Source organism: Methanothermobacter sp. CaT2 (assembly GCF_000828575.1).
Classification (GTDB): Archaea; Methanobacteriota; Methanobacteria; order Methanobacteriales; family Methanothermobacteraceae; genus Methanothermobacter.
In genome coordinates this window covers 551,250-572,875 of the sequence record NZ_AP011952.1, presented here as the reverse complement: position 1 = coordinate 572,875, position 21,626 = coordinate 551,250, and the positions used below count along the sequence as shown (strand labels likewise).

25 protein-coding genes and 1 tRNA gene are annotated in these 21,626 nt (G+C 48.2%); 17 read left to right on the top strand and 9 right to left on the bottom strand.

Annotated features, from left to right (window positions below; all coding sequences use genetic code 11):
• Positions 1-4: 4 nt before the first annotated feature.
• Complete coding sequence (locus tag MTCT_RS02905) at positions 5-769, bottom strand: hypothetical protein (protein ID WP_010876292.1); 765 nt, start codon at positions 767-769, stop codon at positions 5-7.
• A 288-nt stretch (positions 770-1,057) separates the two neighbouring features.
• On the opposite strand from MTCT_RS02905, the gene MTCT_RS02900 reads away from it, so the two are divergent.
• Positions 1,058-2,581: a hypothetical protein gene (locus MTCT_RS02900; RefSeq protein WP_010876291.1), complete on the top strand. Its 1,524-nt coding sequence runs from the start codon at positions 1,058-1,060 to the stop codon at positions 2,579-2,581.
• 323 nt (positions 2,582-2,904) lie between these two features.
• Here MTCT_RS02900 and MTCT_RS02895 read toward each other — a convergent pair whose 3' ends face one another.
• Genes MTCT_RS02895 through MTCT_RS02885 form a run of 3 tightly spaced genes read right to left on the bottom strand, consistent with a single transcriptional unit; the run spans position 2,905 to position 6,211 of the window.
• Positions 2,905-5,016, bottom strand: a complete 2,112-nt coding sequence (locus tag MTCT_RS02895) for a ribonucleotide reductase N-terminal alpha domain-containing protein (RefSeq protein WP_048175431.1) — start codon at positions 5,014-5,016, stop codon at positions 2,905-2,907.
• Between the two features lie 8 nt (positions 5,017-5,024).
• Positions 5,025-5,729 (bottom strand): 2-amino-5-formylamino-6-ribosylaminopyrimidin-4(3H)-one 5'-monophosphate deformylase, encoded by a 705-nt coding sequence (gene arfB / locus MTCT_RS02890; RefSeq protein WP_084126154.1) that lies wholly within the window; start codon positions 5,727-5,729, stop codon positions 5,025-5,027.
• The gene (locus tag MTCT_RS02885; protein WP_173402628.1) at positions 5,729-6,211 is read right to left on the bottom strand and encodes a DUF1947 domain-containing protein; all 483 of its coding nucleotides are present in this window, start codon (positions 6,209-6,211) and stop codon (positions 5,729-5,731) included. Before MTCT_RS02885 ends, arfB begins: the two co-directional genes overlap by 1 nt.
• Positions 6,212-6,520: 309 nt before the next feature.
• On the opposite strand from MTCT_RS02885, the gene MTCT_RS02880 reads away from it, so the two are divergent.
• From MTCT_RS02880 to MTCT_RS02850, 8 genes are all read left to right on the top strand, one after another.
• The gene (locus tag MTCT_RS02880) at positions 6,521-6,757 is read left to right on the top strand and encodes an LSm family protein (RefSeq protein ID WP_013295846.1); all 237 of its coding nucleotides are present in this window, start codon (positions 6,521-6,523) and stop codon (positions 6,755-6,757) included.
• A 65-nt stretch (positions 6,758-6,822) separates the two neighbouring features.
• Positions 6,823-7,005, top strand: coding sequence for a 50S ribosomal protein L37e (locus tag MTCT_RS09200; RefSeq protein ID WP_010876286.1), 183 nt, complete (start codon positions 6,823-6,825; stop codon positions 7,003-7,005).
• Entirely contained in the window at positions 7,006-7,848 is an 843-nt protein-coding gene (locus MTCT_RS02875) for a toprim domain-containing protein (RefSeq protein ID WP_010876285.1), read from the top strand.
• Between the two features lie 33 nt (positions 7,849-7,881).
• Entirely contained in the window at positions 7,882-9,288 is a 1,407-nt protein-coding gene (gene purF / locus MTCT_RS02870) for an amidophosphoribosyltransferase (RefSeq protein WP_048175428.1), read from the top strand.
• 63 nt (positions 9,289-9,351) lie between these two features.
• Complete coding sequence (locus MTCT_RS02865; protein WP_048175427.1) at positions 9,352-10,548, top strand: peptidase U32 family protein; 1,197 nt, start codon at positions 9,352-9,354, stop codon at positions 10,546-10,548.
• Between the two features lie 145 nt (positions 10,549-10,693).
• On the top strand, positions 10,694-11,167 hold the full coding sequence (locus MTCT_RS02860) for a CBS domain-containing protein (RefSeq protein WP_048176560.1): 474 nt from the start codon (positions 10,694-10,696) through the stop codon (positions 11,165-11,167).
• Positions 11,168-11,185: 18 nt separating this feature from the next.
• The gene (cfbC, locus tag MTCT_RS02855) at positions 11,186-11,983 is read left to right on the top strand and encodes a Ni-sirohydrochlorin a,c-diamide reductive cyclase ATP-dependent reductase subunit (RefSeq protein ID WP_048175426.1); all 798 of its coding nucleotides are present in this window, start codon (positions 11,186-11,188) and stop codon (positions 11,981-11,983) included.
• 130 nt (positions 11,984-12,113) lie between these two features.
• Positions 12,114-12,296 (top strand): hypothetical protein, encoded by a 183-nt coding sequence (locus MTCT_RS02850; RefSeq protein ID WP_048175425.1) that lies wholly within the window; start codon positions 12,114-12,116, stop codon positions 12,294-12,296.
• Here the strand turns inward: MTCT_RS02850 and MTCT_RS02845 are convergent, their stop codons facing one another.
• On the bottom strand, positions 12,297-12,710 hold the full coding sequence (locus MTCT_RS02845; RefSeq protein WP_048176558.1) for a DUF123 domain-containing protein: 414 nt from the start codon (positions 12,708-12,710) through the stop codon (positions 12,297-12,299).
• A 226-nt stretch (positions 12,711-12,936) separates the two neighbouring features.
• On the opposite strand from MTCT_RS02845, the gene MTCT_RS09400 reads away from it, so the two are divergent.
• The gene (locus MTCT_RS09400; RefSeq protein ID WP_173402627.1) at positions 12,937-13,107 is read left to right on the top strand and encodes a hypothetical protein; all 171 of its coding nucleotides are present in this window, start codon (positions 12,937-12,939) and stop codon (positions 13,105-13,107) included.
• A gap of 72 nt (positions 13,108-13,179) precedes the next feature.
• Complete coding sequence (locus tag MTCT_RS02840) at positions 13,180-13,596, top strand: DUF371 domain-containing protein (RefSeq protein ID WP_048061234.1); 417 nt, start codon at positions 13,180-13,182, stop codon at positions 13,594-13,596.
• Positions 13,597-13,718: 122 nt separating this feature from the next.
• Here MTCT_RS02840 and MTCT_RS02835 read toward each other — a convergent pair.
• Positions 13,719-13,802: transfer RNA gene (locus MTCT_RS02835), tRNA-Leu, on the bottom strand.
• 197 nt (positions 13,803-13,999) lie between these two features.
• Here MTCT_RS02835 and MTCT_RS02825 point away from each other — a divergent pair.
• The 4 genes from MTCT_RS02825 to galU all read left to right on the top strand — a co-directional run bounded on the left by MTCT_RS02825 (position 14,000) and on the right by galU (position 16,157).
• Entirely contained in the window at positions 14,000-14,305 is a 306-nt protein-coding gene (locus MTCT_RS02825; protein ID WP_048175423.1) for a DUF167 domain-containing protein, read from the top strand.
• Positions 14,306-14,382: 77 nt separating this feature from the next.
• Complete coding sequence (locus MTCT_RS02820) at positions 14,383-14,622, top strand: hypothetical protein (protein WP_048060862.1); 240 nt, start codon at positions 14,383-14,385, stop codon at positions 14,620-14,622.
• A gap of 12 nt (positions 14,623-14,634) precedes the next feature.
• The gene (locus MTCT_RS02815; RefSeq protein WP_048175422.1) at positions 14,635-15,258 is read left to right on the top strand and encodes a hypothetical protein; all 624 of its coding nucleotides are present in this window, start codon (positions 14,635-14,637) and stop codon (positions 15,256-15,258) included.
• A 41-nt stretch (positions 15,259-15,299) separates the two neighbouring features.
• Complete coding sequence (galU, locus tag MTCT_RS02810) at positions 15,300-16,157, top strand: UTP--glucose-1-phosphate uridylyltransferase GalU (RefSeq protein WP_010876273.1); 858 nt, start codon at positions 15,300-15,302, stop codon at positions 16,155-16,157.
• A 75-nt stretch (positions 16,158-16,232) separates the two neighbouring features.
• Here galU and MTCT_RS02805 read toward each other — a convergent pair whose 3' ends face one another.
• The 3 genes from MTCT_RS02805 to galE all read right to left on the bottom strand — a co-directional run bounded on the left by MTCT_RS02805 (position 16,233) and on the right by galE (position 20,471).
• Positions 16,233-17,495, bottom strand: coding sequence for a CPBP family intramembrane glutamic endopeptidase (locus tag MTCT_RS02805; protein ID WP_010876272.1), 1,263 nt, complete (start codon positions 17,493-17,495; stop codon positions 16,233-16,235).
• Between the two features lie 70 nt (positions 17,496-17,565).
• Positions 17,566-19,497 carry a hypothetical protein gene (locus MTCT_RS02800; protein WP_048176557.1) on the bottom strand — a complete coding sequence of 644 codons (1,932 nt, stop codon included), beginning with the start codon at positions 19,495-19,497 and terminating at the stop codon, positions 17,566-17,568.
• Positions 19,494-20,471, bottom strand: a complete 978-nt coding sequence (gene galE, locus MTCT_RS02795; RefSeq protein ID WP_048175421.1) for a UDP-glucose 4-epimerase GalE — start codon at positions 20,469-20,471, stop codon at positions 19,494-19,496. Before galE ends, MTCT_RS02800 begins: the two co-directional genes overlap by 4 nt.
• A gap of 143 nt (positions 20,472-20,614) precedes the next feature.
• On the opposite strand from galE, the gene MTCT_RS02790 reads away from it, so the two are divergent.
• Both MTCT_RS02790 and MTCT_RS02785 read left to right on the top strand, forming a co-directional pair.
• Positions 20,615-21,034 carry an EamA family transporter gene (locus tag MTCT_RS02790; protein WP_052457320.1) on the top strand — a complete coding sequence of 140 codons (420 nt, stop codon included), beginning with the start codon at positions 20,615-20,617 and terminating at the stop codon, positions 21,032-21,034.
• A gap of 74 nt (positions 21,035-21,108) precedes the next feature.
• Positions 21,109-21,570, top strand: a complete 462-nt coding sequence (locus tag MTCT_RS02785; RefSeq protein WP_048175420.1) for a GyrI-like domain-containing protein — start codon at positions 21,109-21,111, stop codon at positions 21,568-21,570.
• The last annotated feature ends 56 nt before the right edge of the window (positions 21,571-21,626 follow it).

Genomic DNA, 21,626 nt, shown 5'->3' with positions numbered 1-21,626 from the left:
AATTTTATAGGTTGTTGAGATTAACGACCTTTATGACGGAGTACTTACCTTTTATTTTCTCTATTACGTCCTCATTGGCGTTGTATACCCTTATCGTGATGAAATCTGTCTGACCATTTAGATCTCCGAGGACTTCATCAGATACCTTCAAGGCTTCGGGTGTGGCCTGAAATACTTCTATCCTGCTGTTAGGGGAATTTAATGTGATCGGCACGTATCTTTCTCTGCTGTACAGTTCCTTTGTAAGTTCCTGGAATCTGGATGCATCCACATCGCTGATGGGTATATTTGTTGTTAGCTCATATTTTAGCCCGGGAATATCCAGAATTAAATCGGACATTCTGTTAATTTTAAGGGGTTCTATAATGATGTCAGTGGCGTTCTTACTACCTGCAGCTTCCAGTGTGATGGAATCAATGTAATAATCTGCAAATTTATCATCATATCCTCCGGCAAGAATTTTCTTTCCATTAACGTCAAGGAGGACTTCCACCTTTCCGTTAACGGTTCCCACCCATATAACTTCACCATAGATTTCTTCTCTCTTCTGCTTTAAGGAATTAAATCCATGGATTTTGCTGTTTATGATTTTTCCCTTACTGTAAAGATCATTGTACTTTATCTGGACCTTAGTCATTTCAGAGGAATCGAATGTGAATGATTGAATGTTTGAATCGATGTCTGAGGTTTTGAAAAAGCCATATAAAACTAGCGAGGCCAGGAAAAGGATTATCAAAATGTCTATTATTGTTAATCGACCGATTTTCATTTCTATCTCTCCAAGTTCTTTTTCAGAACTTAATTTCAGACATGAGCAGCATCATGTTAACATTTTCTCATTTTTTAAGGAATACCAGTACTCTACATGCTCCTATCATAATGAGGTCATTAACATCATCCTATTTAATCTTATGGAGTATCTTTTATTGTTACCGTGGTAACCACGCTTTGGTTCTGCAGATGTTTTTCTGTGACTAATTTGAATGCAGAAAAAAACTTAAATTCAAGTGGAACATAGCCCTAACAAGGTGTACATGACACGATAGGAGGATGTTCCATGAAAGATCTGTATCAAAAATTTATTTACCTCATACCGTCCATTATAATATTTTTAATAACTCTTTCAGTGACTCTTAAGTATTCTTGGCCCATAGGGTGGGATATATTCTATCATATTCACCTTTCAAAGGTTTACATGGCAAATGGTTTAACATTTTTTGACCCTATATACAACGCTCCGGGAACCATTATTAATTATCCCCCAGTTTTTCACCTAGTAATTCTAGTTTTAGGTTATGTTCTCAGAATGGACCTCTTTGATGTGGCAAGGCTAATGCAACCATTTTTAGCAGCTCTGGTTGCTTTATCAGTTACTGTGGTCGCTTCAAGGTTATATGAAGATAAGTACGTTGGCATCTTTGCTGGTTTAATCCTTTTCTCTGGCTCAATTGCCATGAGGCTTGGTTCATCACTGCCTGAGAACATGGCTCTCATATTCCTTCCTCTGAGCATTTTCTTCTTCTATGAATTTTTTAAGGATGATAAAATTATAGCATCATTCATATCAGGATGTTTAACAGGTTTGGTCGCACTTATACATCCTGCCGCAACATTCTGTCTGGTTTTTGCAATCACATTCATCACCGCGGGTCTGGTGATAACTGAATTCTACTTTGAAAGGGACACTGGAGTTATAAAAAGGGCTTTGAAGGGGTATGCCATCCTTATTGGAACAGCAGGATTAATTGCATCAGTATGGTGGCTACCAGCATTTTACTTTAAGAGTCTTGGACATGGTGGTGTCGCCACATCTCTTTCTGTTTCCAGGAGTCTCAGTATCCTTAAATATCCCGATGCCCTTGGATATTTTGTTCTGGTACTGGCTGTCGCAGGCATCATACCTGCCATCAGAAGATTTGAGTTAAGGGATCGCCTCATACTTTTATGGATAATTTCAATGTTTATTCTCTCAAAGTCCTACTACTTTGGAATTAACGTCATAACCTACAGGGTACTCATATACATAATGATTCCCCTCACAATCCTGGCATCCTCAGGCTTGATATCCGTCGTGGAGGCAATCAAAAATAAAAATAAGGATATTGCAAGAATTCTCCTGATAGCCCTCTTCATATTTGCCGTTTTCCAGGCCTTCAACAACCTTTCAAGCTCAAAGGTAGCCGATTACGGTGCAATGACTGCTTATGGAAGGATAAACATTGCTCCTCCTACTGATTCAGAATTTGAACTTGCAAAATGGTTCAACAGTCAAAATGAAGATGGTAAGATCTCCCTATCAAATTACTTCACTGGGGGATTTGTAATGGCATATACAAACAGACCTGTGGATTCCCTGTTATATGAGAAATCTGAGATCCCTTCAAGGGATGAGCTGACTGAAAGGGAAATCAGTTATCTTGTATTTGATAAAAGACTTAAAGCGAGTGGAGATTTTAAATTCAACGCCTCCAGCAGTTTCCTATTCTACAACCCAAACCGCATCAATATAAGCGATCTGGAGTATCCCTACCTTCAGAAAATCTATGAGAATCAGGACTTCGTTGTATACAGGGTATTGTAGGGGGTGTTGAATATTCCAAAGAGAAGTACAGCATCGATAAGATCGATGTTTCAAGCCAGGGAAAAGATTAGCATGCATGCTGCTCTACAGGAGATTTTGATAAAGCTTTAAATAAGGCGAATGCAAAACATGAAAAATGTGCCCATATTATGATGGGTAACATTTTGAGCTTCATGAGACAACGTACAGCGTCCTTATGAAGCTCCTTAGAAGATTTAAAGGTCTGGTGTCCATTTTATCACCTTTAAATCTTCTATTAATTTAATTAGAAATGCTCTTGAAAAAACTGGTGATCATGAAAGACCTGCTTTAAATCTTCTATTTTAATTAGGACAGGTCATATCACGGCATGAACCCGCATATTCAGGGAACCTCAGGACCTCATCCACCTTACTGCCATACCTGTAAACAGTAACACCCTTGCAGCCAAGCTCATGGGCGGCCCTGAACACCCTTTCAACGTCAGCAGGTGATGAATCAGCTGGCAGATTCACTGTTTTTGATACAGCATTGTCCACGTACCGCTGGAAGGCGGCCTGCATTTTAACATGGAATACAGGGTCTATTTCATGTGCGGTCACAAAGAGCCTCCTTATCCCTGCAGGCACCCCAGGGACACCCCTCAGACTTCCCCGGGATTCTATGGCCTCAAGGGATCTCTTATCAAGTCTTCCCGCCATCGTCTTAAATAGGGGGTGCAGCTCATGGAAGCTCCTTCCCAGGATGTTCCTTGTGAAGGACACGGCAAAGAGGGGCTCAATTCCACTGCTGGTGCCTGCTATTATACTCAGGGAACCAGTTGGGGCTATGGTGGTTAATGTGGCGTTCCTCATGCACTCAAATCCCTGGATATCCCATATGCTGCCCTTAAATTCAGGGAATGATCCCCTCTCTCTGGCAAGTTCCATGGAGGCCATCCGGGCCTCAGATGATATGAATGACATTACCCTTCCGGCCACCTCAAGGGCAGCCACTGAATTGTAGGGTATTCCAAGTTTTATCAGCATATCAGCAAAGCCCATGACACCCAGCCCTATCTTACGGGTTCTCAGTGTCATCTCCTCCACTGGACGGAGGGGGTAGCTGTTAACGTCTATCACATTGTCAAGGAAGTGCACTGCCACATGGACGGTCCTCCGGAGCTTCTCCCAGTTAATACCGGAGGGGCCTACCATGAGGCTGAGATTAACTGACCCCAGATTGCATGATTCATGGGGGAGGAGTGGCTGCTCTCCACAGTTGTGGACTATGAATCCATTGGCTGTGAATGCACTGGCACCGTAGACAGTGGCGTCATAGACATCCTGGCGGCCGGCGCCCCTGAGGCCTCTGAAGGTTGCAAGGGCGGGAAACTCCCCTGCAGAATCGTCCATCACAAGGAGGTCTCCCCTTTCAAGTTCACCGGCGGCACGCCATTCCAGACCACCATCCATTACAAGGACCCTGTGATCATGGGTCAACCTTAAGCCAGGGCCCTCCCTGGTTCTAAGATCATACACGTCCCGTTCACCGGTCCTGAAGAAACCTGAGGGGCAGGGGTACCCTGAGCCCCTGATGAGTGCGGTGAAGGGCCTGCCCTCCAGTTCAGCCACTGTCCGCGGACCCCCGGATGTCATTACAATGGTGTCACCGGATACACAGGGGTTGGTTGCCTCTATCCTCCCGAGTTGTGGAGTGGGGTTGTAGCGGTTTATACGGTCCTCAAAGAGGATCCCGGGATCTCCGGACCTCCAGGCTGCCTCCACGATCCTCTTAAGTATCACCCTGGATTCTACCGAGTCAACCACCTCACCGTTCCTGGGGTTTATCAGGTCCACCGGGCGGTCATCCATGAACTCATCAGGTACGGTGACTGAGAGGTTGAAGTTCCGCAGGGGACCCTCCCTTGACTTGGCGTCTATGAAGCTGAATATGTCGGGGTGGCTCACATGGAGGACACCCATATTGGCGCCCCTTCTTCGCCCGCCCTGCTTTATAACGTCAACCGCAACATCGAATATCCTCATGAAGGACACAGGCCCCGAGGCAACACCCATTGTGGACGCGACGATGTCCCCTCTGGGTCTTAACCTGGAAAATGAGAAGCCAACACCCCCACCGGATTTGTGGATGATGGCCATATCCCTCAGGGAGCTGAAGATACTATCAATTGAGTCCTCAACAGGGAGTACAAAACAGGCGGAGAGCTGGTTGATGGGCGTGCCTGCATTCATTAGGGTCGGGGAATTTGGGAGGAACTCAAGCTTAGCCATAACCGAGTAGAAGGCATCCTCCGCAACCGCAGGGTCATCACCGTAGGCCTCATCTGCAGATGCAACAGCCCGCGCAACCCTCCTGAACATCTCCTCCGGTGTCTCTACAACCTCACCACCCTCACCCCTGAGAAGGTATCTCTCCTCAAGCACCTTCAGGGCTGTTGTGCTTAAACTGATCATCTTTATGGCTAAAATTCCTGTATAATCTTCAGGAGCTCTTTCACATCGGATATAACACTTTCAACGGCATCATCAAGTATTCTCTGGCCCAGAACAGGGTCGGGTTTCACACCCTCCCTTTCACATATCCTTGCAGCCTTATCTATTTCCCTGTTGGCTTCACGGGCCTCCTTCAGACCTATCATTCCAATTTCAGGGTAGAGTTCAGGCCTGCATTCATCAAGGCGCCTCAGATCCGCGATACCGAGTATGAGACCTGCGGATAGTTCACCGCTACCTGCGTGCGGTCCCTCAATCTCAACTATCCGGTTGTTCCAGGCGATTTCAAGGCCCAGTTCCTCTTCGAGGTCGTCCATACAGTCCTCCAGTTTGTTCCCTCCGTGACCGTTTACAATTACAGCGGCCTCAAGGTTTAGAAGCCTTCTGGCCTTCCTCAGGACAGGTTTCAGTTCCCTCTCAACAAGTTCATCCCTGTCCATGTGTATGCCGTGTTTAACGTAGGGAAACTCTGAGGCGGCATAGAGCACCCCCAGGAACCTGGCCCCGGTCCTCAGGGCTGCCTCAAGGGCCACGTAGGATGCTATCTTTGCATCGGTGTCGATGGGGAGTGCCGGGCCATGGTTCTCGAGGTGTGACCCCACTGCCAGTATCCCGATCCTGTGGACATCCTCTGAGATTATGTTCCCGGCGTCGAGGTTCAGCTCAACCAACACTAGACCTCCAGTTCCCAGATGGCATCTCCGATGTGGTGGATGGTCTTAACAGCCTTTCCTGAATCTCTTTCAACCATTTCAGGTCCACTTATGAGGCTTATACCCACTGCAAGGGGTCTGCGATTTCTCTCATCCACCACAACGACGGTGTCGTTCTCAGATATCTCAGGGTCGGCGTCAACTATACCGGGGCTCATGACATCGGCCCCGTTTGCAAGGAACCTGACGGCCCCCATGTCAACGACCACATATCCCCTATCTATTTCCATCTTCAGGGCGCCCCTCAGGGTCGGGACAACCCTGTCGTCAATGAACATGAGGAGTGGCTCCCCATTAACCAGTATGATGTTGTTATCATCAGTCTCAATGATTTCAACCGTGGCCTTTTCAGGTATCAGGGAGGAGTAGTCTCCAATCTGCCCCCGTATCTCCTTGAGCTTCTTCTTCTTTATATGGTACCTCTTCCTGATCTTCACAGTCACACCCTGTTCATTTTATGAATGGTCTGCAGCATGTTCCTTAATCTGCTTTACCATCATTGAATCATTTAAACTCTTCTGCAAGTATATCTATAGCTCATTTCTAAACTACTTTACGTGCACCACATGCATTTCTCATGGATGAGGGATCCCAGGGCAGACCATGGAATGGATTCGAAGAGGCACCGCAGTGCAAGAAAACTTATATATTAGTAGAATAGAAAAATGAAGTATCTAATTGGAAGATTTTCAGCTCGTTAGTTAGATTTAAATATAATCCGGCTAAATTTTAATCTAGGATAGGTGATAGATGTGAGTTCACAGAGAGTTAACGTACAGAGACCACTCGATGCCCTTGGCAATTCACTGAATTCCCCTGTGATCATAAAACTCAAGGGTGACAGGGAGTTCAGGGGAGTTCTAAAGAGCTTCGATCTCCACATGAACCTCGTGCTGAATGATGCAGAGGAGCTGGAGGATGGAGAGGTCACAAGAAGACTTGGAACCGTCCTTATACGTGGAGATAACATAGTGTACATATCCCCGTAGATTTAATTGTAAGGGGAAGAGTGGATCAACTTTACAGATTAACTGATTTTAAGGAGGATTAGAACATGAAAGGTACTCCATCATTTGGTAAGCGTAACAAGAATCTCCATATAAGATGCAGGAGATGCGGTAAAAACTCGTATCATGTACGTAAAAAGGTCTGCGCTGCATGCGGTTTCGGCAGATCCCGCAGAATAAGGCGCTACAGCTGGCAGAACAAAAAAATTACAGGCCAAAGGTTGAAATAAATGGATAATAAAGGCCCTGTTGATGTGCGGATAATTGTTGAGGGAGCCTCCGATGTTGAAAGCGTCTCGAGGGCGCTTCAGAGGGTGTCCCTCGGCGCCAAATACCACATAACCATATCATCCATAGTCCCAACAACAAGCCTTGAGATCGCCCTCAGGGCCGTTGAGGGTGCTGACATTGTCCTGATCGCAACGGATGTTGACCAGACAGGCAGGGAACTTGCAGATAAGTTCAGGGAAGCACTCAGGGGTCATGTTGGGCACATTGAACGGATGAAACTCCCCTACGGTCATGACGTGGAATACCTTGACCCGGACCTCATAAGGGAGGAAATAGAAAACGCCATCATAAGGGCCGGACTCCAGACACTCACAGGCATAAGGAGCCTCAGTGACATGAAGGAGAGGCTTGAAGAGTGCCGGGAGAAGCTGGATGAGACAGTTGCCGAAAACACTGCACTGAGGGATGAGAATACCCGGCTGCAGGGTGAAGTTGAGGCAGGTAATGAAAGGATAGAATCCCTCAGGGGGGAGCTGAGTCAGCTTGAGGAGAAATTCCGCCTCCTGGAGGGAGAGTACTCCAAACTCGAAACTCGTTTTTCTGAACTTGAAGATAAGGAACTTCTTGAGACCTTCTCAATCACGGACCTCTGGAGGGAAACCTTTGGAGAGGAACCCGATGACCTTGAGAGGATTTATTTTGTAACCGATCACATTAAACCCGAGGGTATAATCCTTGGACAGGGCTCAATAGCGGCGCCTTCACGGGAAGATGCGGTGGAGTGGCTCCGGATAATAAAATCGGCCCTGGTATTCACCGAAAAAGATGAAGAATCGTCCTAACGTGGATAAACCTTCTTGTTGGGAGAATCTGAAGTGAGAGATAAATGCGGTATTGTAGGGATTTACTCACAGGATAAGAAAACCGGTGTGGCCTCCCAGATATATTATGCGCTCTACGCACTGCAGCACAGGGGACAGGAGTCTGCAGGGATCTCAACATTCAATGGGAACGATATACTGACACACAGGGGAATGGGGCTGGTCTGCGACGTCTTCAATCCTGAGAAGCTAGAGGAACTTAAGGGGAACGTCGGGATAGGACACGTGCGCTACTCAACCACAGGCGAATCAAGGATTGAGAATTCTCAGCCATTCTGGAGCGAATTTCAGGGAGGTAAAATTGCAATAGCCCATAATGGAGACATCATAAACTCCATGGAACTCCGCGAGGAACTCGAAGAGGAGGGTCACAGCTTTGTCTCAACGACGGACTCAGAGGTCATCTGCCACCTCCTCAGCAGGGAATACGATGAGAAACCGAACATGATATACGCCATAAAGAGGGTTTCAGAGCAGCTGGTGGGATCATATTCCCTGGTGGTGCTTCTGAACCAGGACCTCTATGTCGTCAGGGACCCTGTGGGTATAAAACCACTGGCCTTTGCAAGGAAGGGCAGCACCCAGATCGTGGCCTCGGAGACCGTGGCCTTTGATGTCATAGGTGCCGAGCATGTAAGGGACGTCCAGCCCGGTGAGATACTCCACCTGAACCGGGGCAAATCCTACTGGGTTGCAAACGCCCCCAACACCAGGAGGGCCCACTGCATGTTTGAGTACGTCTACTTCGCAAGGCCGGACAGTGTAATCGACGGGCGCAACGTATACAGGGTCCGCCTCAATATTGGGGAGGCCCTCTACAGGGAGCACCCGGCCAACGCAGACGTGGTTGTACCCGTACCTGACTCATCCATCCCGGCGGCCATAGGATACTCAAGGGCCTCAGGGATACCCTACGGTGAGGGCCTGATAAAGAACAGGTACGTGGGCCGTACATTTATAATGCCGACCCAGGAGGAACGTGAAACAGCGGTTAAACTCAAGATGAACCCCATAAGGTCCGAACTTGAGGGTAAACGCATAGTACTCATCGATGACAGTATAGTGAGGGGGACAACCTCAAGGGCACTCATTGACATCATAAGGGATGCCGGGGCAGAGGAGATACATCTGAGGATAGGTTGCCCACCAATAAAGTCCCCATGCTACTATGGCATAGCAATGGCAACAAAGAAGGAGCTCATAGCATCCAGCAGGAACGTTGAGGAGATAAGGAGGATAATAGGTGTTGATTCCCTGGGCTACCTCAGCATCGAGTCCCTGGTGGAGTGCATAGGTATAAAGAAGGGATTCCTGTGCACGGGATGCCTTGATGGGGACTACCCCACACCCCTACCATCTGACATAAGTGAATATGAGGCCATGAGGTCCTGCTCCAGGTGATGGGGCCCTGGCTGCAGATTTTCATTGTTGTATAAAATTAAGGATTGTTTTTCAGTGATTGAGATGCCTGAACTCCTATCACCGGCCGGAGACTTTTCTTCCCTCATGGCAGCCCTCAGGTCAGGGGCGGATGCAGTCTACATTGGACTCGAGGGCTGCAACATGAGGGCGCGGGCAGATAATTTCAGGGTAAGTGAGGTTGCAGAGGCTGTGGAGAGGGCCCACGACCACGGCTCAAGGCTGTATGTCTGCACCAACACGGCCCTCAGGGATGATGATGTTGAGAGGCTCAAGAATATCTTTCCGGAACTCCACTCCGCAGGTGTTGATGCTGTCATAGCCTCTGACCTTGCAGCGGTGGACCTTGCAGCTGAATGCGGTCTGGATGTCCATGTAAGTGTACAGGCAAACATTACAAACACCCGTACACTCACCATACTCAGGGACATGGGGGTCTCAAGGGCTATACTCTCAAGGGAACTGTCCCTCAGAGAAATCGCAGGGATTGCGTCGGCTTCACCGGTTGAGGTTGAGGTCTTTGTTCACGGAGCCCTCTGCACCGCCATCTCAGGGAGGTGCTACCTGAGTTCCTACCTCTATGGCAGAAGTGCAAACTGTGGTGACTGCCTGCAGCCCTGCAGGAAGAGCTGGAGACTGGTATCAGAGGACGGTGAATTCGACCTTGAGGTGTCAGCTTCAGAGGCTGTAAGGAGCTACCTCCTGAGTCCCGCGGATCTCTGCATGATCGAGCACATACCTGAACTTGTTGATGCAGGGGTCCATGCACTTAAAATTGAGGGCCGAGGGCGCCCTGCTGATTACGTTGCAACGGTGACAGGTGTCTACAGGGAGGCCCTGGACAGGTACCTCAGTGGTGAGTGGAGATTTGAGGAGCGCTGGCTCAGTGAACTTCGAAAGGTCTTCAACAGGGGCTTCAGCACGGGATTCTATTTCAGCGAACCTGAGAACGGTAGCAGTGGAAACATATCCGAATACATCAAGGAGGACATTGGAGAGGTAGTTAATTATTACAGGAAGGTCGGTGCAGCAAGGCTACGACTATGGAGACCCCTCAGGGTGGGTGATGAGGTTATAATCCAGGGAAAAACCACCGGGGCCCTCATACAGCGTGTTAAGTCCCTCCAGATAGAGGGGGAATCGGTAGAGGTGGCTGAAGGTGGGGAGGTTGGGCTCCTTGTTGAGGACAGGGTCCGGCCAGGGGATCTTGTCTACAGGAGGGTTAAGAGGTCTGATTCCTGAGAACCCGGTTTCTGAAAACCCACCTTCGATGTTCCAGTTGTTCCTTTTTTTCTGGCCTCCTAAACATCATCTTTCCAGGTTAGTATGTGGAGGGGGACTGTTATTTTTAAAAGTGATGGTCCACATATTAAAGATGGGTGAACAGATGATAAGGGTAAAGGATGCTATGCAGAGCGATGTTATAACCGTTAAGAGGACCAGCAGTATCCATGAGGCGGCAAGGGTACTCAGGGAGAACAGGATAAGCGGTGCCCCGGTTGTGGACGAGGACGGGAAACTTGTGGGTATCATCAGTGAGGGAGATATAATGAGGCTCATAGAGGTCCACTCCCCCAGCCTTAACCTCATCATGCCCTCACCACTGGACCTCCTTGAACTCCCCCTCCGCATGAAACACGAATATGATGAGATAGCGAGGGGTATAAGGAAGGCGGCGGTCATGCGCGTGGAGGAGATAATGACCCCTAAGGTTGTAACCGTGCCCCCACGCGCCTCGGTCTCAGATGCAGCTGAGCTCATGGAAAGGCATGACATCAAGAGACTGCCAGTGGTTGATGAGGATGGCAGGCTGGCCGGGATAATAACGAGGGGAGATATAATAGGGGCCTTTGTTAAGTGATCGCTCAGTGGTGTATCAATGAAGAGGATAGCCATCTATGGTAAGGGAGGTATAGGTAAATCCACCATCGTCTCAAACATGGCGGCGGCTTACTCATCGGAGCACAGGGTCCTTGTGATAGGATGTGACCCCAAGGCAGATACCACAAGGACCCTCTATGGTGAGAGGCTCCCCGCGGTTCTGGATGTGCTGAAGGAGAACAGAGAACCCGATGTTTCTGAGGTAATACACACAGGATTTGGGGGTGTAAGGTGCGTTGAATCAGGTGGCCCTGAACCAGGTGTGGGGTGTGCCGGGAGGGGCGTCATAGTTGCAATGAACCTCCTGGAAAGGCTTGGAGTATTCCGGGAGGACATTGATGTCGTTATCTATGATGTCCTTGGTGACGTTGTCTGCGGAGGCTTCGCAGTTCCCCTGAGGGAGGACTTTGCAGATGAGGTCTACATAGTTACGTCCGGGGAGTACATGTCCCTTTACGCAGCCAACAACATTGCACGGGGCATAAGGAAGCTCAAGGGTAAACTTGGAGGTGTCATATGTAACTGCAGGGGCATCAGGGATGAGGTGGAGATCGTATCTGAATTTGCTTCAAGGATAGGTTCAAGGCTGATTGGAGCTGTTCCCAGAAGCCATCTTGTCCAGGAGAGTGAGCTTGAGGCCAGGACTGTCATAGAACGGTTCCCTGAGTCTGAACAGGCCTCTGTTTACAGGAAACTCGCGGAGGATATCTACAGGAACACTGAATTCACGGTACCCGAACCAATGGATCAGGAGGAGTTTGAGGAATTCTTCAGAAAATTCAGGGTTGATGGTTAATGAAGGTGGTTCCTCGGATTCATGATTGGTTCCGGGTTGTTGAAAATTCAGGGTTGAGGGTTAATGGTGGTTCCTGAGATTCATCCTATCACAGGTTGGTCTTTCATGGTCTCTGATGGAGGATATGGTTATGGAGAGGTTTGAGCAGCTTGGAGTATTCCATCTGGCAGCTGGATTTCTGATAGTGATTATGGCTGTATGGGCACTCGACCCATCCGGTGCCCTTGGAACTGAGCCCCAATGGCACGCAACCCTTAAGTTAATCTTTGGGGCCGTGATGATGGCTGCAGGGGTTAAACTCCTGAGGGGATAGTCATATCCCCCATTCATGGACCTCAGCTCCCAGTTCCCTGAAGGCCCTCTTTACAGATTCGGTGGCATCATTTTTATTTTTGAAGTGATGCAGGTGTGATTTACACCTGCAGTCTGAACAGCCGAAGCCCCTGACAGATTTTTTGCCATGGAGCTTCTCTGAAACTGCACATTCAAGTCTTCTTTTATCTGTTGTGTAGAGGACACATTCAACCTCTGCACCGTCCAGGAAGTGGTCTATGTGCCACCTCCTCCTTTTCTCGGAGCTGAGGTGTCTTTTTATCCTTGCCTCAAGGGAGCTGAAGCCGGAACCAACATATACATAGAAGCCTGGAGGGAACCTTACGGTTCCAAGGCTTCCGATCCTCCTCTCAGTCCCTCTGCAGTTTATAATGAGACAGTATGTTCCCTTCATCAGCATCATTTCCTGATTTAACGGTTTTCATAGGTGCATATCTTCTGTACATCATGTATAATAATCTTAGCTGAACATTTACTAATTTAAGAGATGTACACTCATTTCAGGTAATAAATCGAATGGTTATTATCACAGCAAGAAACTTTTAGTAAAATTTATATCCATCACAATTTAATATTAATTCTGGTTTCTGCAGGGTACCATTACCAGTGGGGGTGATACCATGGCAGTGGCAAAATGGTTGCTTTACATAATTGGTATAATACTGGTACTGATGGGTATACTGGGTTACCTTGGGATTCCGTTCCCGGCTCTCAAGGACCCGGCATGGCACGCTGCCCTTAAAATAATTATCGGGCTTGTAGCTCTCTGGGGAGGTACGAAGGCAGAGTAGATTTTTTGCCAGCCAAACTCTTTTTTTGGGCCCTGCAGAAACCCAATTTTCCATGGTGATCCAATGGGAGTGTTGAGATATACTCTGAGGGCAAGGGGACATCCCAATGTCACAGCAGGCCACAGGACAACCTTTGAGGTCACTGTGGACCCTGAGATAGGTGAAACAGCAGACTGCATAATAGGTGTTTCATCATCTGATTCCATATCAACACTTCCTGATGAGATGAAGAGGGCCATAGCACGTGAATCATCACTGGTCAGGGTTATACTGAGGACAGAGAATGGTTATGATGAGATAAGGGGCTACGGGCACCCTGAACTTACCCTTGACCATCCAACAGATATAGTGTGCAGGAAGAGTGATTACATCTGCAGCAGGACGCTGATGATACGGGCTGATAAGGCGGCATTTGATCTTGATGAGAATCTTGTGAGGGATCTGAGGAAGGGCAGGGAACTCAAGGTTGAGATAATAGTCGAATATTAATTCTGCGCTATTTATACTTGCTGGAAGCCATTGAGAACCTGAGATTAAGTACAGTTTGGAATCTTACTATTAAAAAAACTTTGAAGTCCAGTACTGCCTACTCAAAATTGATGAAATAGAAGTGCAGGGGACGGGATTCGAACCCGCGAAGGGACTCCCCCACTAGGCCCTCAACCTAGCGCCTTTGACCGCTCGACCACCCCTGCATGGGAAAATCAGTGCTGATCGGGGAGTGAAACAAAGTATCTACATTTTACTATTTAAAGTTTGCGGTAGTTCAGACATCTGCCATGAAACGGGACCTGCTGGTGCCATCATATTTATGCAGATGAAAGGATATACCGATAGGCTGAAAGCTGAATTCTCAGTTATTATTGACTTAGCGACCTGACGGGTGATCACTATGGACTGTCTTAGGGAGGTGGGTGATGACCTTCTTGTGAACATTGAGGTATCACCTGCATCGGGAAAATTTGGGATCCCATCCTACAATGAATGGCGGAAGAGGATTGAGGTGAAGATCCGTTCACCCCCCCAGAAGGGGAAGGCAAACAGGGAGATAATAAGGGAATTCTCAGAGACCTTTGGAAGGGATGTTGAGATAGTGTCGGGGCAGAAGAGCCGTCAAAAGACAATCAGGATTCAGGGCATGGGAAGGGATCTCTTTCTGAAGATGATCTCAGAAAAATTTGGCCTTGAAATTCCATGAATGTTTTAAGAGCTGTTATTAAATGTACAGAAAAGTTTATTAGTCATCAAGATAAAAAAAACAACTGGAGGTTAGAAATGATTTCGACAGTCACAACAACAACTACCACCACGGTGACAACCGCAGATGTCATGACATACAGCATAATAGCAGTTATTGCACTTATTGGTTTCCTGGCTGTTAAGGAGGTGCTCAGCTCCGATGAAACAGGAAACGAAACATTAAAGGCACTGGTATCCGGTTCCAACGTGGCAATTCTGCCACTGCTGATAGTGTTTGCAGCGATAGTGATATACAGGGTTCTGACAATTGTCTAGAGGGGGTAAAGGATGAACAGAAATGCTTTAATACTGGCCATATTGGTTATAATCGTCATAGTGGGAGCCGCGGCCCTCATGATGGGAAAACAGACAGTCACACCCCCTGCAGCAGGCGCAACACTCCTTGCATTCGACAACCATGCCACTGACCATCAGGTACATGCGGTTGCGGTTATAGAGAACGTATCAAAGGCTGATGGCTCACTAACGAACATATACATGGATTCATGGCTTCAGCCAAATGGAAGGGTCACAGCGGACCTATCAAAGGAACTTGGCTACAATGGATCATTACCTGCCGGAACAACATTTACACTGAAGATGTGGATCGATCCACATGGTAACAAAACAGGAAACGCCACCATCAACATGACGGTACATGGAGGTAGCCAGGACAGAATCGATGACGAGACAAAGGCATACCTTCTTACAGCATCACACGCATTCTACCCGGCATCCACCATAACTTCAAACCAGATCAACGTCACACAGGACAATGCAAGGGGAGCTGAATTCCTCAAGGGTATAAAATCAGTATACGTCGAGCTTCTCATAACAGTGAATGCTGATGGGACGGTTACAATAACACAGCTTGCACCTCCAGTTCTATGTACTCTTGCAGCGGGTGGTTAAAACTTTTTTTATTTTTTTTAAGTAACGGAGGTTTTTTTTCTATGAAGGCAGTTATACCAGCAGCTGGCCTTGGGACCCGTTTTCTGCCTGCAACCAAGGCACAGCCCAAGGAGATGCTACCGGTCTTTGACAAGCCAACAATACAGTACGTTGTTGAGGAGGCAGTAGCCTCGGGTATAGATGATATACTCATAATAACAGGTAAGGGTAAGAGGTCGATTGAGGACCACTTTGACCGTTCATTTGAACTTGAATACTTCCTGAGAAAGAATAACAAGATGAATTACCTTGACGAGGTTGAGGCGATTTCAGACCTTGCAGACATCTACTTCGTGAGACAGAAGGAGCAGAAGGGCCTCGGGGATGCAATATACTGTGCAAGGAAACATATAGACGGTGAGGACGCCTTCGCTGTTCTCCTTGGGGACACCATAACATCATCAGGGGTCCCCTGCACGCGCCAGTTAATGGATATATATGAGAGGTACGGGGCATCTGCAATTGCAGTGGAGGAGGTCCCCAGGGATAAGGTGGAGCGATACGGTATCATAGATGGTGAAGAGGTCTCAGAGGGAATCTACAGCATAAGGGATATGGTTGAGAAGCCACCTGTAACTGAGGCGCCTTCAAACCTTGCCATAATGGGCAGGTACGTCCTTGAGAGTGAAATATTTGACCACATAAGGGAGGTACCACCTGGATTTGGTGGCGAGATACAGCTCACAGATGCCATGAGGTGCCTCGAGGAGGTCTATGGTTGCGTTTTCAGGGGACGGACCTATGATATTGGTAACAGGGTTGACTGGCTTAAAACATCCCTTGAGTTTGCAATGAACGATGATGAGATAAGGCCCGAGTTAATTGAATATCTGAAGAATCTCATTGATGGTTACCGGTAGCCTCCCGGCACCATGACTCTTGAATTTTTTAATGTTGAAGGGAACTCCCATTTCTTTTTTGAATTTTAATGAAAATTAGAGGAAGGGCATTATCAGGAAGAGAATGGAATTCGATATGCCGTGGGATACGGTTATCCCTGAAATGCTCCTTGTTCTCTGGAAAGCCAGCCCATAGATCATGGCGACACTGAAAACAAATATAAGGTCGTAACCGGATTTCCAGCCAACGTGAAGGGCTGTGAAGAGGAGTGAAGCATACAGAAGTCCTGGAAGTTTTCCCATAACGTCCTCTGCATTTCTCTGAAGGATCCCCCTGAAGAGGAGCTCCTCTGCCAGTCCCGTCCCTATAAGCATGACCAGAAAGCCCACCAGTAGATTTGAAACTGAGGGCGAGGGTATCAGTGCTTCGGGTCTGAGTATCTGGTACTCGATGTAACCCATGGGAAAACCGGTAAGTGCAACAGCCAGCTGCCACTTCCGACCTTTAAGATTTAATCCAACATCATCCCTTCCAAGTTTCTGGGTCCTCATGAGGGCAGCGGATGCAGCAAACAGGGGTATTGCTATTATAACATACCAGTAAAGGTGTTTAATGACCGCGAGGGGCATTGAAAGCCCCACGATCCTTATGAGTGGCAGTATCATCATGGCGGCAAGGAGGACCTTCATCTTCTTCTTTGATAGGGCCGAATGGATAAAGAGGGCGAAAAGGAGAGACGCATGAATCACGAGGCCCAGTTTCATGCTTATGAACGTCGTCGAATACTCGGCGATGATGAGAATTGCAAGGTAGAGGAGCAGTACGGAGGCGTTGTACCTTAAAATCTCTTCCCTGAGTTCTGCCTCCAGTTCCTTCATCTTTGAATATGCGACAAGGACCTTGATTTTGTCCTGGTTCTTCATGCAGATCTCATTGTACTTTCTGTATGCCTCAAGGGCCTCATCGTGTTTCCCCATCTTCTCGAGGATCCTTGCACTGTAGAGTACAGCATCTGATTCCCTTTTAAGATCCCCTGTTTTACGGAAACCCGATGCTGCAAGGTTGTAGAACCATGCGGCCCTCTTCAGTTTGCCCTTACCCTCATAGGCCCTCCCCATGCAGAGTGAAACATCAGCCTCATGGGGGTCATCCACCTCCCTGTAGAGCTCTAGGGCATTCCTGTAACTCTCAATGGCAAGGTCTGTTCTGCTGATCCTGTGGTACTCCCTCCCGATTCTGAACAGGGTGTCAGCGGTCTTCTTTAGATCACCTGATTCGGCGTATTCATCAGCGACCCTGTTAAGGTATTTTAGTCTGTCAACGTAGTCCTCGGGTCTTAGAACTCTTCTTCTCTCCAATATATCACCTGATCCATTAATGGATTGTTTCGTCGAAGCTGACTATCATGGTATTCTCTCCGTACCACACCTAATCCATTGCCATTCTGTGGAATAGCTCGCCGTCCACGTGGAGGTCCAGCTGACCTGCAGAGGGAAGTGACGCCTTTTCAAACTTCCTGACGTCCTGGAGGATGCTCATATCAAGTATGGCCTCCATTGACCTCACACCATGTCTGTATTCAGGTATCATAAGGAAAGCGTTTAGAACTCCCTCATCGATTCTAAGGCGTCCGCTGGCATCAAAAAGGTGGGGAGCCTTCCTTTCGAACATGGATCTCAGGAGTATTGCCCTGCGTAGCATGAAAAACTTGTCGCGTCTGTGCTGTGGGTCTGGACCTATGATGTTCACGTATCCTCTGAGCCGGCTTATGAAGTCCCTGACCTTGGCCTCCTTCAGAACCTCAGGGTCCTGTGACTCAAACTCCTGGAAGGTGCTGCTCGTACCCCCGGCAAATACCAGGATGCATTTGCCCAGGGGATGCATGCTGTCGCCTTCCCTGAACTCTCCGTCCTGCATCGGTGCAAGGAAGTACTTAACCCAGCCCAGTTTTTTCTCGCCGATAGGGGAGTCGAATTCATCAAAGAATGCCTGGGGGACCATACCCTCAAGTACAGCGTCTCTTATCTGGTGGAAGGCGTCTATAAGATCATCCTCGCACCTGAACTGGGATATGTTGAAGTTTAGGTGCTTTATTCGCTCAGGATCAACACTTGCGGCAAGCTGGCTCACTGCGAAGGATTTGCCGGCACCGGGGGGCCCGAACACTCCAATGCAGAGGGGTCTCTCAGGGTTATCATTTTTCATGTACTCCACCATCAGGTTCCTTATGCTCTGATAACCCTCGATCTCCCTTCGGTCTGCTGTTATAAGTTTACCGAAGTGGGCAACAGGTAGCGGACATTTTTTTCTACTGTAACCGTTTATCACAATGTATCTTGAAACTGACTCTATGTCAAATAGTGGGGGTGAACTGGCGATTGTCCAGAGTCCCCGGGGGTGTTGAGGTATTTCAACAGCCCCTATCTCATCATCTGCACTCATGAATACATCAGATATTGGGTAGTCAGGTTCGGATGAAAACCCTCTTTCAAGGAGTCTGGCAGCGGCTGTAATACCCCGCCTTATGCATTCATCCATCTCACGACCCTCTGATAGGGCCGCGGTGAATGCTGCAGTGAACGCAGAGCCACAGCCCTGCATTTTTCCCGGGGCCCTCTCTGTAAGGTCGCCCTCAAAGAGCTGTGGGTGGTAGAATAGCCTGACATCCCCCCTGTTGTAATTTATGGCGCCCTCGAGGCCTATGCGGACCACCACGTTGAGGTCCCTGAGATCTTCGAGTGATCTGTTGTTCTCCATCTGCCAGATGAAGTCCTCTGCGGTCCTCTCCCATGAGAGCCTTCTTGTTATGTTGGCACCGTGCTCCCTGAGGTCATCTGCGGTTATTATGACTATTAGCTTCTCTGGATGTTCTTCCAGGAGGTGCTCCCAGAGGCTGCCTCTGAACAGTGGTGATGACATCTTAAGCACAATGAGGGGGTCTCCACCCATGATCTGGGACGGCCACCGCTCCTCCATCTCCCTGAACCCGTTCCCAGCGTCATCGATCACTATGATGGGGGATTCATGTTCCTTTAAACTGAATGGCATTGATGGAAGACCGCTGTCCGGGCCGGTGTAACCCATGAACTTCTTGACATGATAACCATCGCCTGTGGCTTTGAGTTCCGCGAAGGAGTGTATGAACTCTGAGGGGTCAGTGTTGCCTGGCTCATCCCCTATTGATGGGTGATTAACCTCCGTAAAGTTCTTCAGCATCCTTGCTGTGAGGAGTGCGCCGCCCTCAAGCGCCTTCCTCTTGAATCCAAGGTGGTTCTTCCAGTTAAATTCTGAGACATCAGAGTCTCCCTTAACGGACCACTGTATCCAGTCAACGGTTATATCTCCTGTGACGGTTATCATGAGATCCCCCCTCTGATCCTTGAATGCCAGTTCCATGCGGTTTCTATTATATCCTCGAGTTCTGTGAATTCCGGCCTCCAGCCAAGGACTCTCCTGGCCCTACCGGCACTGCCCACGAGTTCCGGCGGATCACCTGGTCTTCGGTCATCCTCAACAGCATTTATACTGGCACCTGTGACCTCCCTGCAGGTCTCTATAACCTCTCTGACTGAGAAGCCGTTCCCGTTTCCAAGGTTGAAAACCCCGCTTTCTCCACCCTCAAGGTATCTGAGCGCCCTCCAGTGGGCATCTGCCAGGTCCATAACGTGGATGTAGTCCCTCACACATGTTCCGTCGGGTGTGGGGTAATCTGTGCCGAATATCCGCACGGCGTCCCGCAGACCCAGGGCAACATCCAGAATGATGGGTATAAGGTGCGTTTCAGGGTTATGAAGCTCTCCCACCTCCCCTTCAGGGTCTGCTCCGGCTGCATTGAAGTAGCGGAGCGAGACATAGTTGAGACCATAGGCATCCCTGTAGTCCTTCAGTATCTCCTCAACCATGAGTTTGGATCTGCCATAGGGGCTTATGGGGTTGAGGGGGTGTTCCTCGCTTATTGGTATCTCCATGGGGTTCCCGTAGACTGCACAGGTGGATGAAAATATGAAGTCCCTGACGCCATGGTCCACCATGGAATCCAGGAGGTTTATGGTGTTCACGACGTTGTTATGGTAGTACCTTCCTGGTTTGAGGACCGATTCACCGACATCTGTGAAGGCTGCGAAGTGCATGACTGCATCCACGTCATGGGTTTCAAAGGTCCTGTCAAGGAGTCTCCTATCACCCAGGTTACCCTCTATGAATTCACCCCACTTAACAAAATCCCTGTGGCCCCTTGTGAGGTTATCAAGGATGAGGGTTTCGTATCCCCTCTCTGATAGAAATTTATTGACATGTGACCCGATGTATCCTGCTCCGCCAACGATTAGTATCATTTTATCACACAGATATGATTCTGTCTATATTTCTGTTAACATGTAAATAAGGTTTGATGGCCTGTTTTTGTGGGTAGGTCTTTGTGGTCTGCCTTTGCATAGATTTAATGGTCTGATTTCATATATTAATCTGAGGTGATGTTTTGAACTACTTTGTCTTCGCCCTACTTGCAGCTCTCATGTTCGGTCTTGCCCCTGTCTTCAGCAAGATAGGTCTTGAGGGGCTTAACCCCGGTGTTGCCCTAACCATAAGGAGTTCGGTGATAACCATGATCATGCTCATATGGGTCATGTTCAATGGGGGTGCGGAGGCGCTTTCAGAGGCAGGTCCCAGGGGATGGTTCTTTCTGGCTCTTGATGGGATATCAGCGGCCCTCATGGGACAGCTATTCTACTACTACGCCCTCAAGTCGGGGGATGCCTCTGTGGTTGTCCCGGTGGTTGCAGCCTTCCCCATCTTCACGGTGATGGTTGCGGCACTACTTCTGGATGAGAGCATAACGGCGACAAGGCTTGCCGGCCTTATGATGGTTGTTGCTGGTGTGATCCTTGTTAGAATGTGATCTAACACAGTTTTTTGCGAAATTTAGATAAATTTTTATCACTTGAGGTTGATAAGATTAATGGGGAGGTTTTTATGGAGATAACTGAGAAGATGGTTGAAGGGATTCGTGTGGCCTACATTGAGTGCAGGGGAAGCTATGAACGTATACCGGAGTACATCTCTGAGGTTGCGGGATGGGTGATTAAGAACGGTCTGCAGATGACAGGCCGTGTATATGGGACATACTACAACACTCCAGAGGAGGTTGATGAGGAGGAACTCCTCTACGAGATAGGTGTTTCCATTGCAGGTGAGGCCGAAGCGGATGAAAGGGTTAAGATAAAGAACCTACCATCCCATAGGGTCATTGCAGCGTTACATGAGGGGCCATACACTGAGGTGGGGCCGGTTATACATGCCCTCATCGAATATGCGATGGAGAATGGCTATGAGATTACAGGGCCCGTGACAGAGGTTTACCTCAACAGTCCACTGGAAGTTGACGAATCTGAGCTCCTTACAGAGGTCCAGATCCCTGTTAAACGGTCAGAATGATAATTTTGAGGGATCTAAAGATCCCCCCAAAAACTTTAAAACTATTTTTAGCACAA

Excerpts from the sequence above, each read along its gene's own strand:
- MTCT_RS02845 (WP_048176558.1), bottom strand. The coding sequence starts at position 12,710 with ATGAAGGGAACATACTGTCTCATTATAAACTGCAGAGGGACTGAGAGG.
- MTCT_RS02900 (WP_010876291.1), top strand. The coding sequence starts at position 1,058 with ATGAAAGATCTGTATCAAAAATTTATTTACCTCATACCGTCCATTATA.
- MTCT_RS02875 (WP_010876285.1), top strand. The coding sequence starts at position 7,006 with ATGGATAATAAAGGCCCTGTTGATGTGCGGATAATTGTTGAGGGAGCC.
- MTCT_RS09400 (WP_173402627.1), top strand. The coding sequence starts at position 12,937 with ATGGCAGTGGCAAAATGGTTGCTTTACATAATTGGTATAATACTGGTA.
- MTCT_RS02820 (WP_048060862.1), top strand. The coding sequence starts at position 14,383 with ATGATTTCGACAGTCACAACAACAACTACCACCACGGTGACAACCGCA.
- MTCT_RS02815 (WP_048175422.1), top strand. The coding sequence starts at position 14,635 with ATGAACAGAAATGCTTTAATACTGGCCATATTGGTTATAATCGTCATA.
- MTCT_RS02785 (WP_048175420.1), top strand. The coding sequence starts at position 21,109 with ATGGAGATAACTGAGAAGATGGTTGAAGGGATTCGTGTGGCCTACATT.
- MTCT_RS02825 (WP_048175423.1), top strand. The coding sequence starts at position 14,000 with ATGGACTGTCTTAGGGAGGTGGGTGATGACCTTCTTGTGAACATTGAG.
- MTCT_RS09200 (WP_010876286.1), top strand. The coding sequence starts at position 6,823 with ATGAAAGGTACTCCATCATTTGGTAAGCGTAACAAGAATCTCCATATA.
- MTCT_RS02800 (WP_048176557.1), bottom strand. The coding sequence starts at position 19,497 with ATGATAACCGTCACAGGAGATATAACCGTTGACTGGATACAGTGGTCC.
- MTCT_RS02865 (WP_048175427.1), top strand. The coding sequence starts at position 9,352 with ATGCCTGAACTCCTATCACCGGCCGGAGACTTTTCTTCCCTCATGGCA.
- MTCT_RS02905 (WP_010876292.1), bottom strand. The coding sequence starts at position 769 with ATGAAAATCGGTCGATTAACAATAATAGACATTTTGATAATCCTTTTC.
- MTCT_RS02850 (WP_048175425.1), top strand. The coding sequence starts at position 12,114 with ATGGAGAGGTTTGAGCAGCTTGGAGTATTCCATCTGGCAGCTGGATTT.
- galU (WP_010876273.1), top strand. The coding sequence starts at position 15,300 with ATGAAGGCAGTTATACCAGCAGCTGGCCTTGGGACCCGTTTTCTGCCT.
- MTCT_RS02895 (WP_048175431.1), bottom strand. The coding sequence starts at position 5,016 with ATGATCAGTTTAAGCACAACAGCCCTGAAGGTGCTTGAGGAGAGATAC.
- cfbC (WP_048175426.1), top strand. The coding sequence starts at position 11,186 with ATGAAGAGGATAGCCATCTATGGTAAGGGAGGTATAGGTAAATCCACC.
- MTCT_RS02860 (WP_048176560.1), top strand. The coding sequence starts at position 10,694 with ATGATAAGGGTAAAGGATGCTATGCAGAGCGATGTTATAACCGTTAAG.
- galE (WP_048175421.1), bottom strand. The coding sequence starts at position 20,471 with ATGATACTAATCGTTGGCGGAGCAGGATACATCGGGTCACATGTCAAT.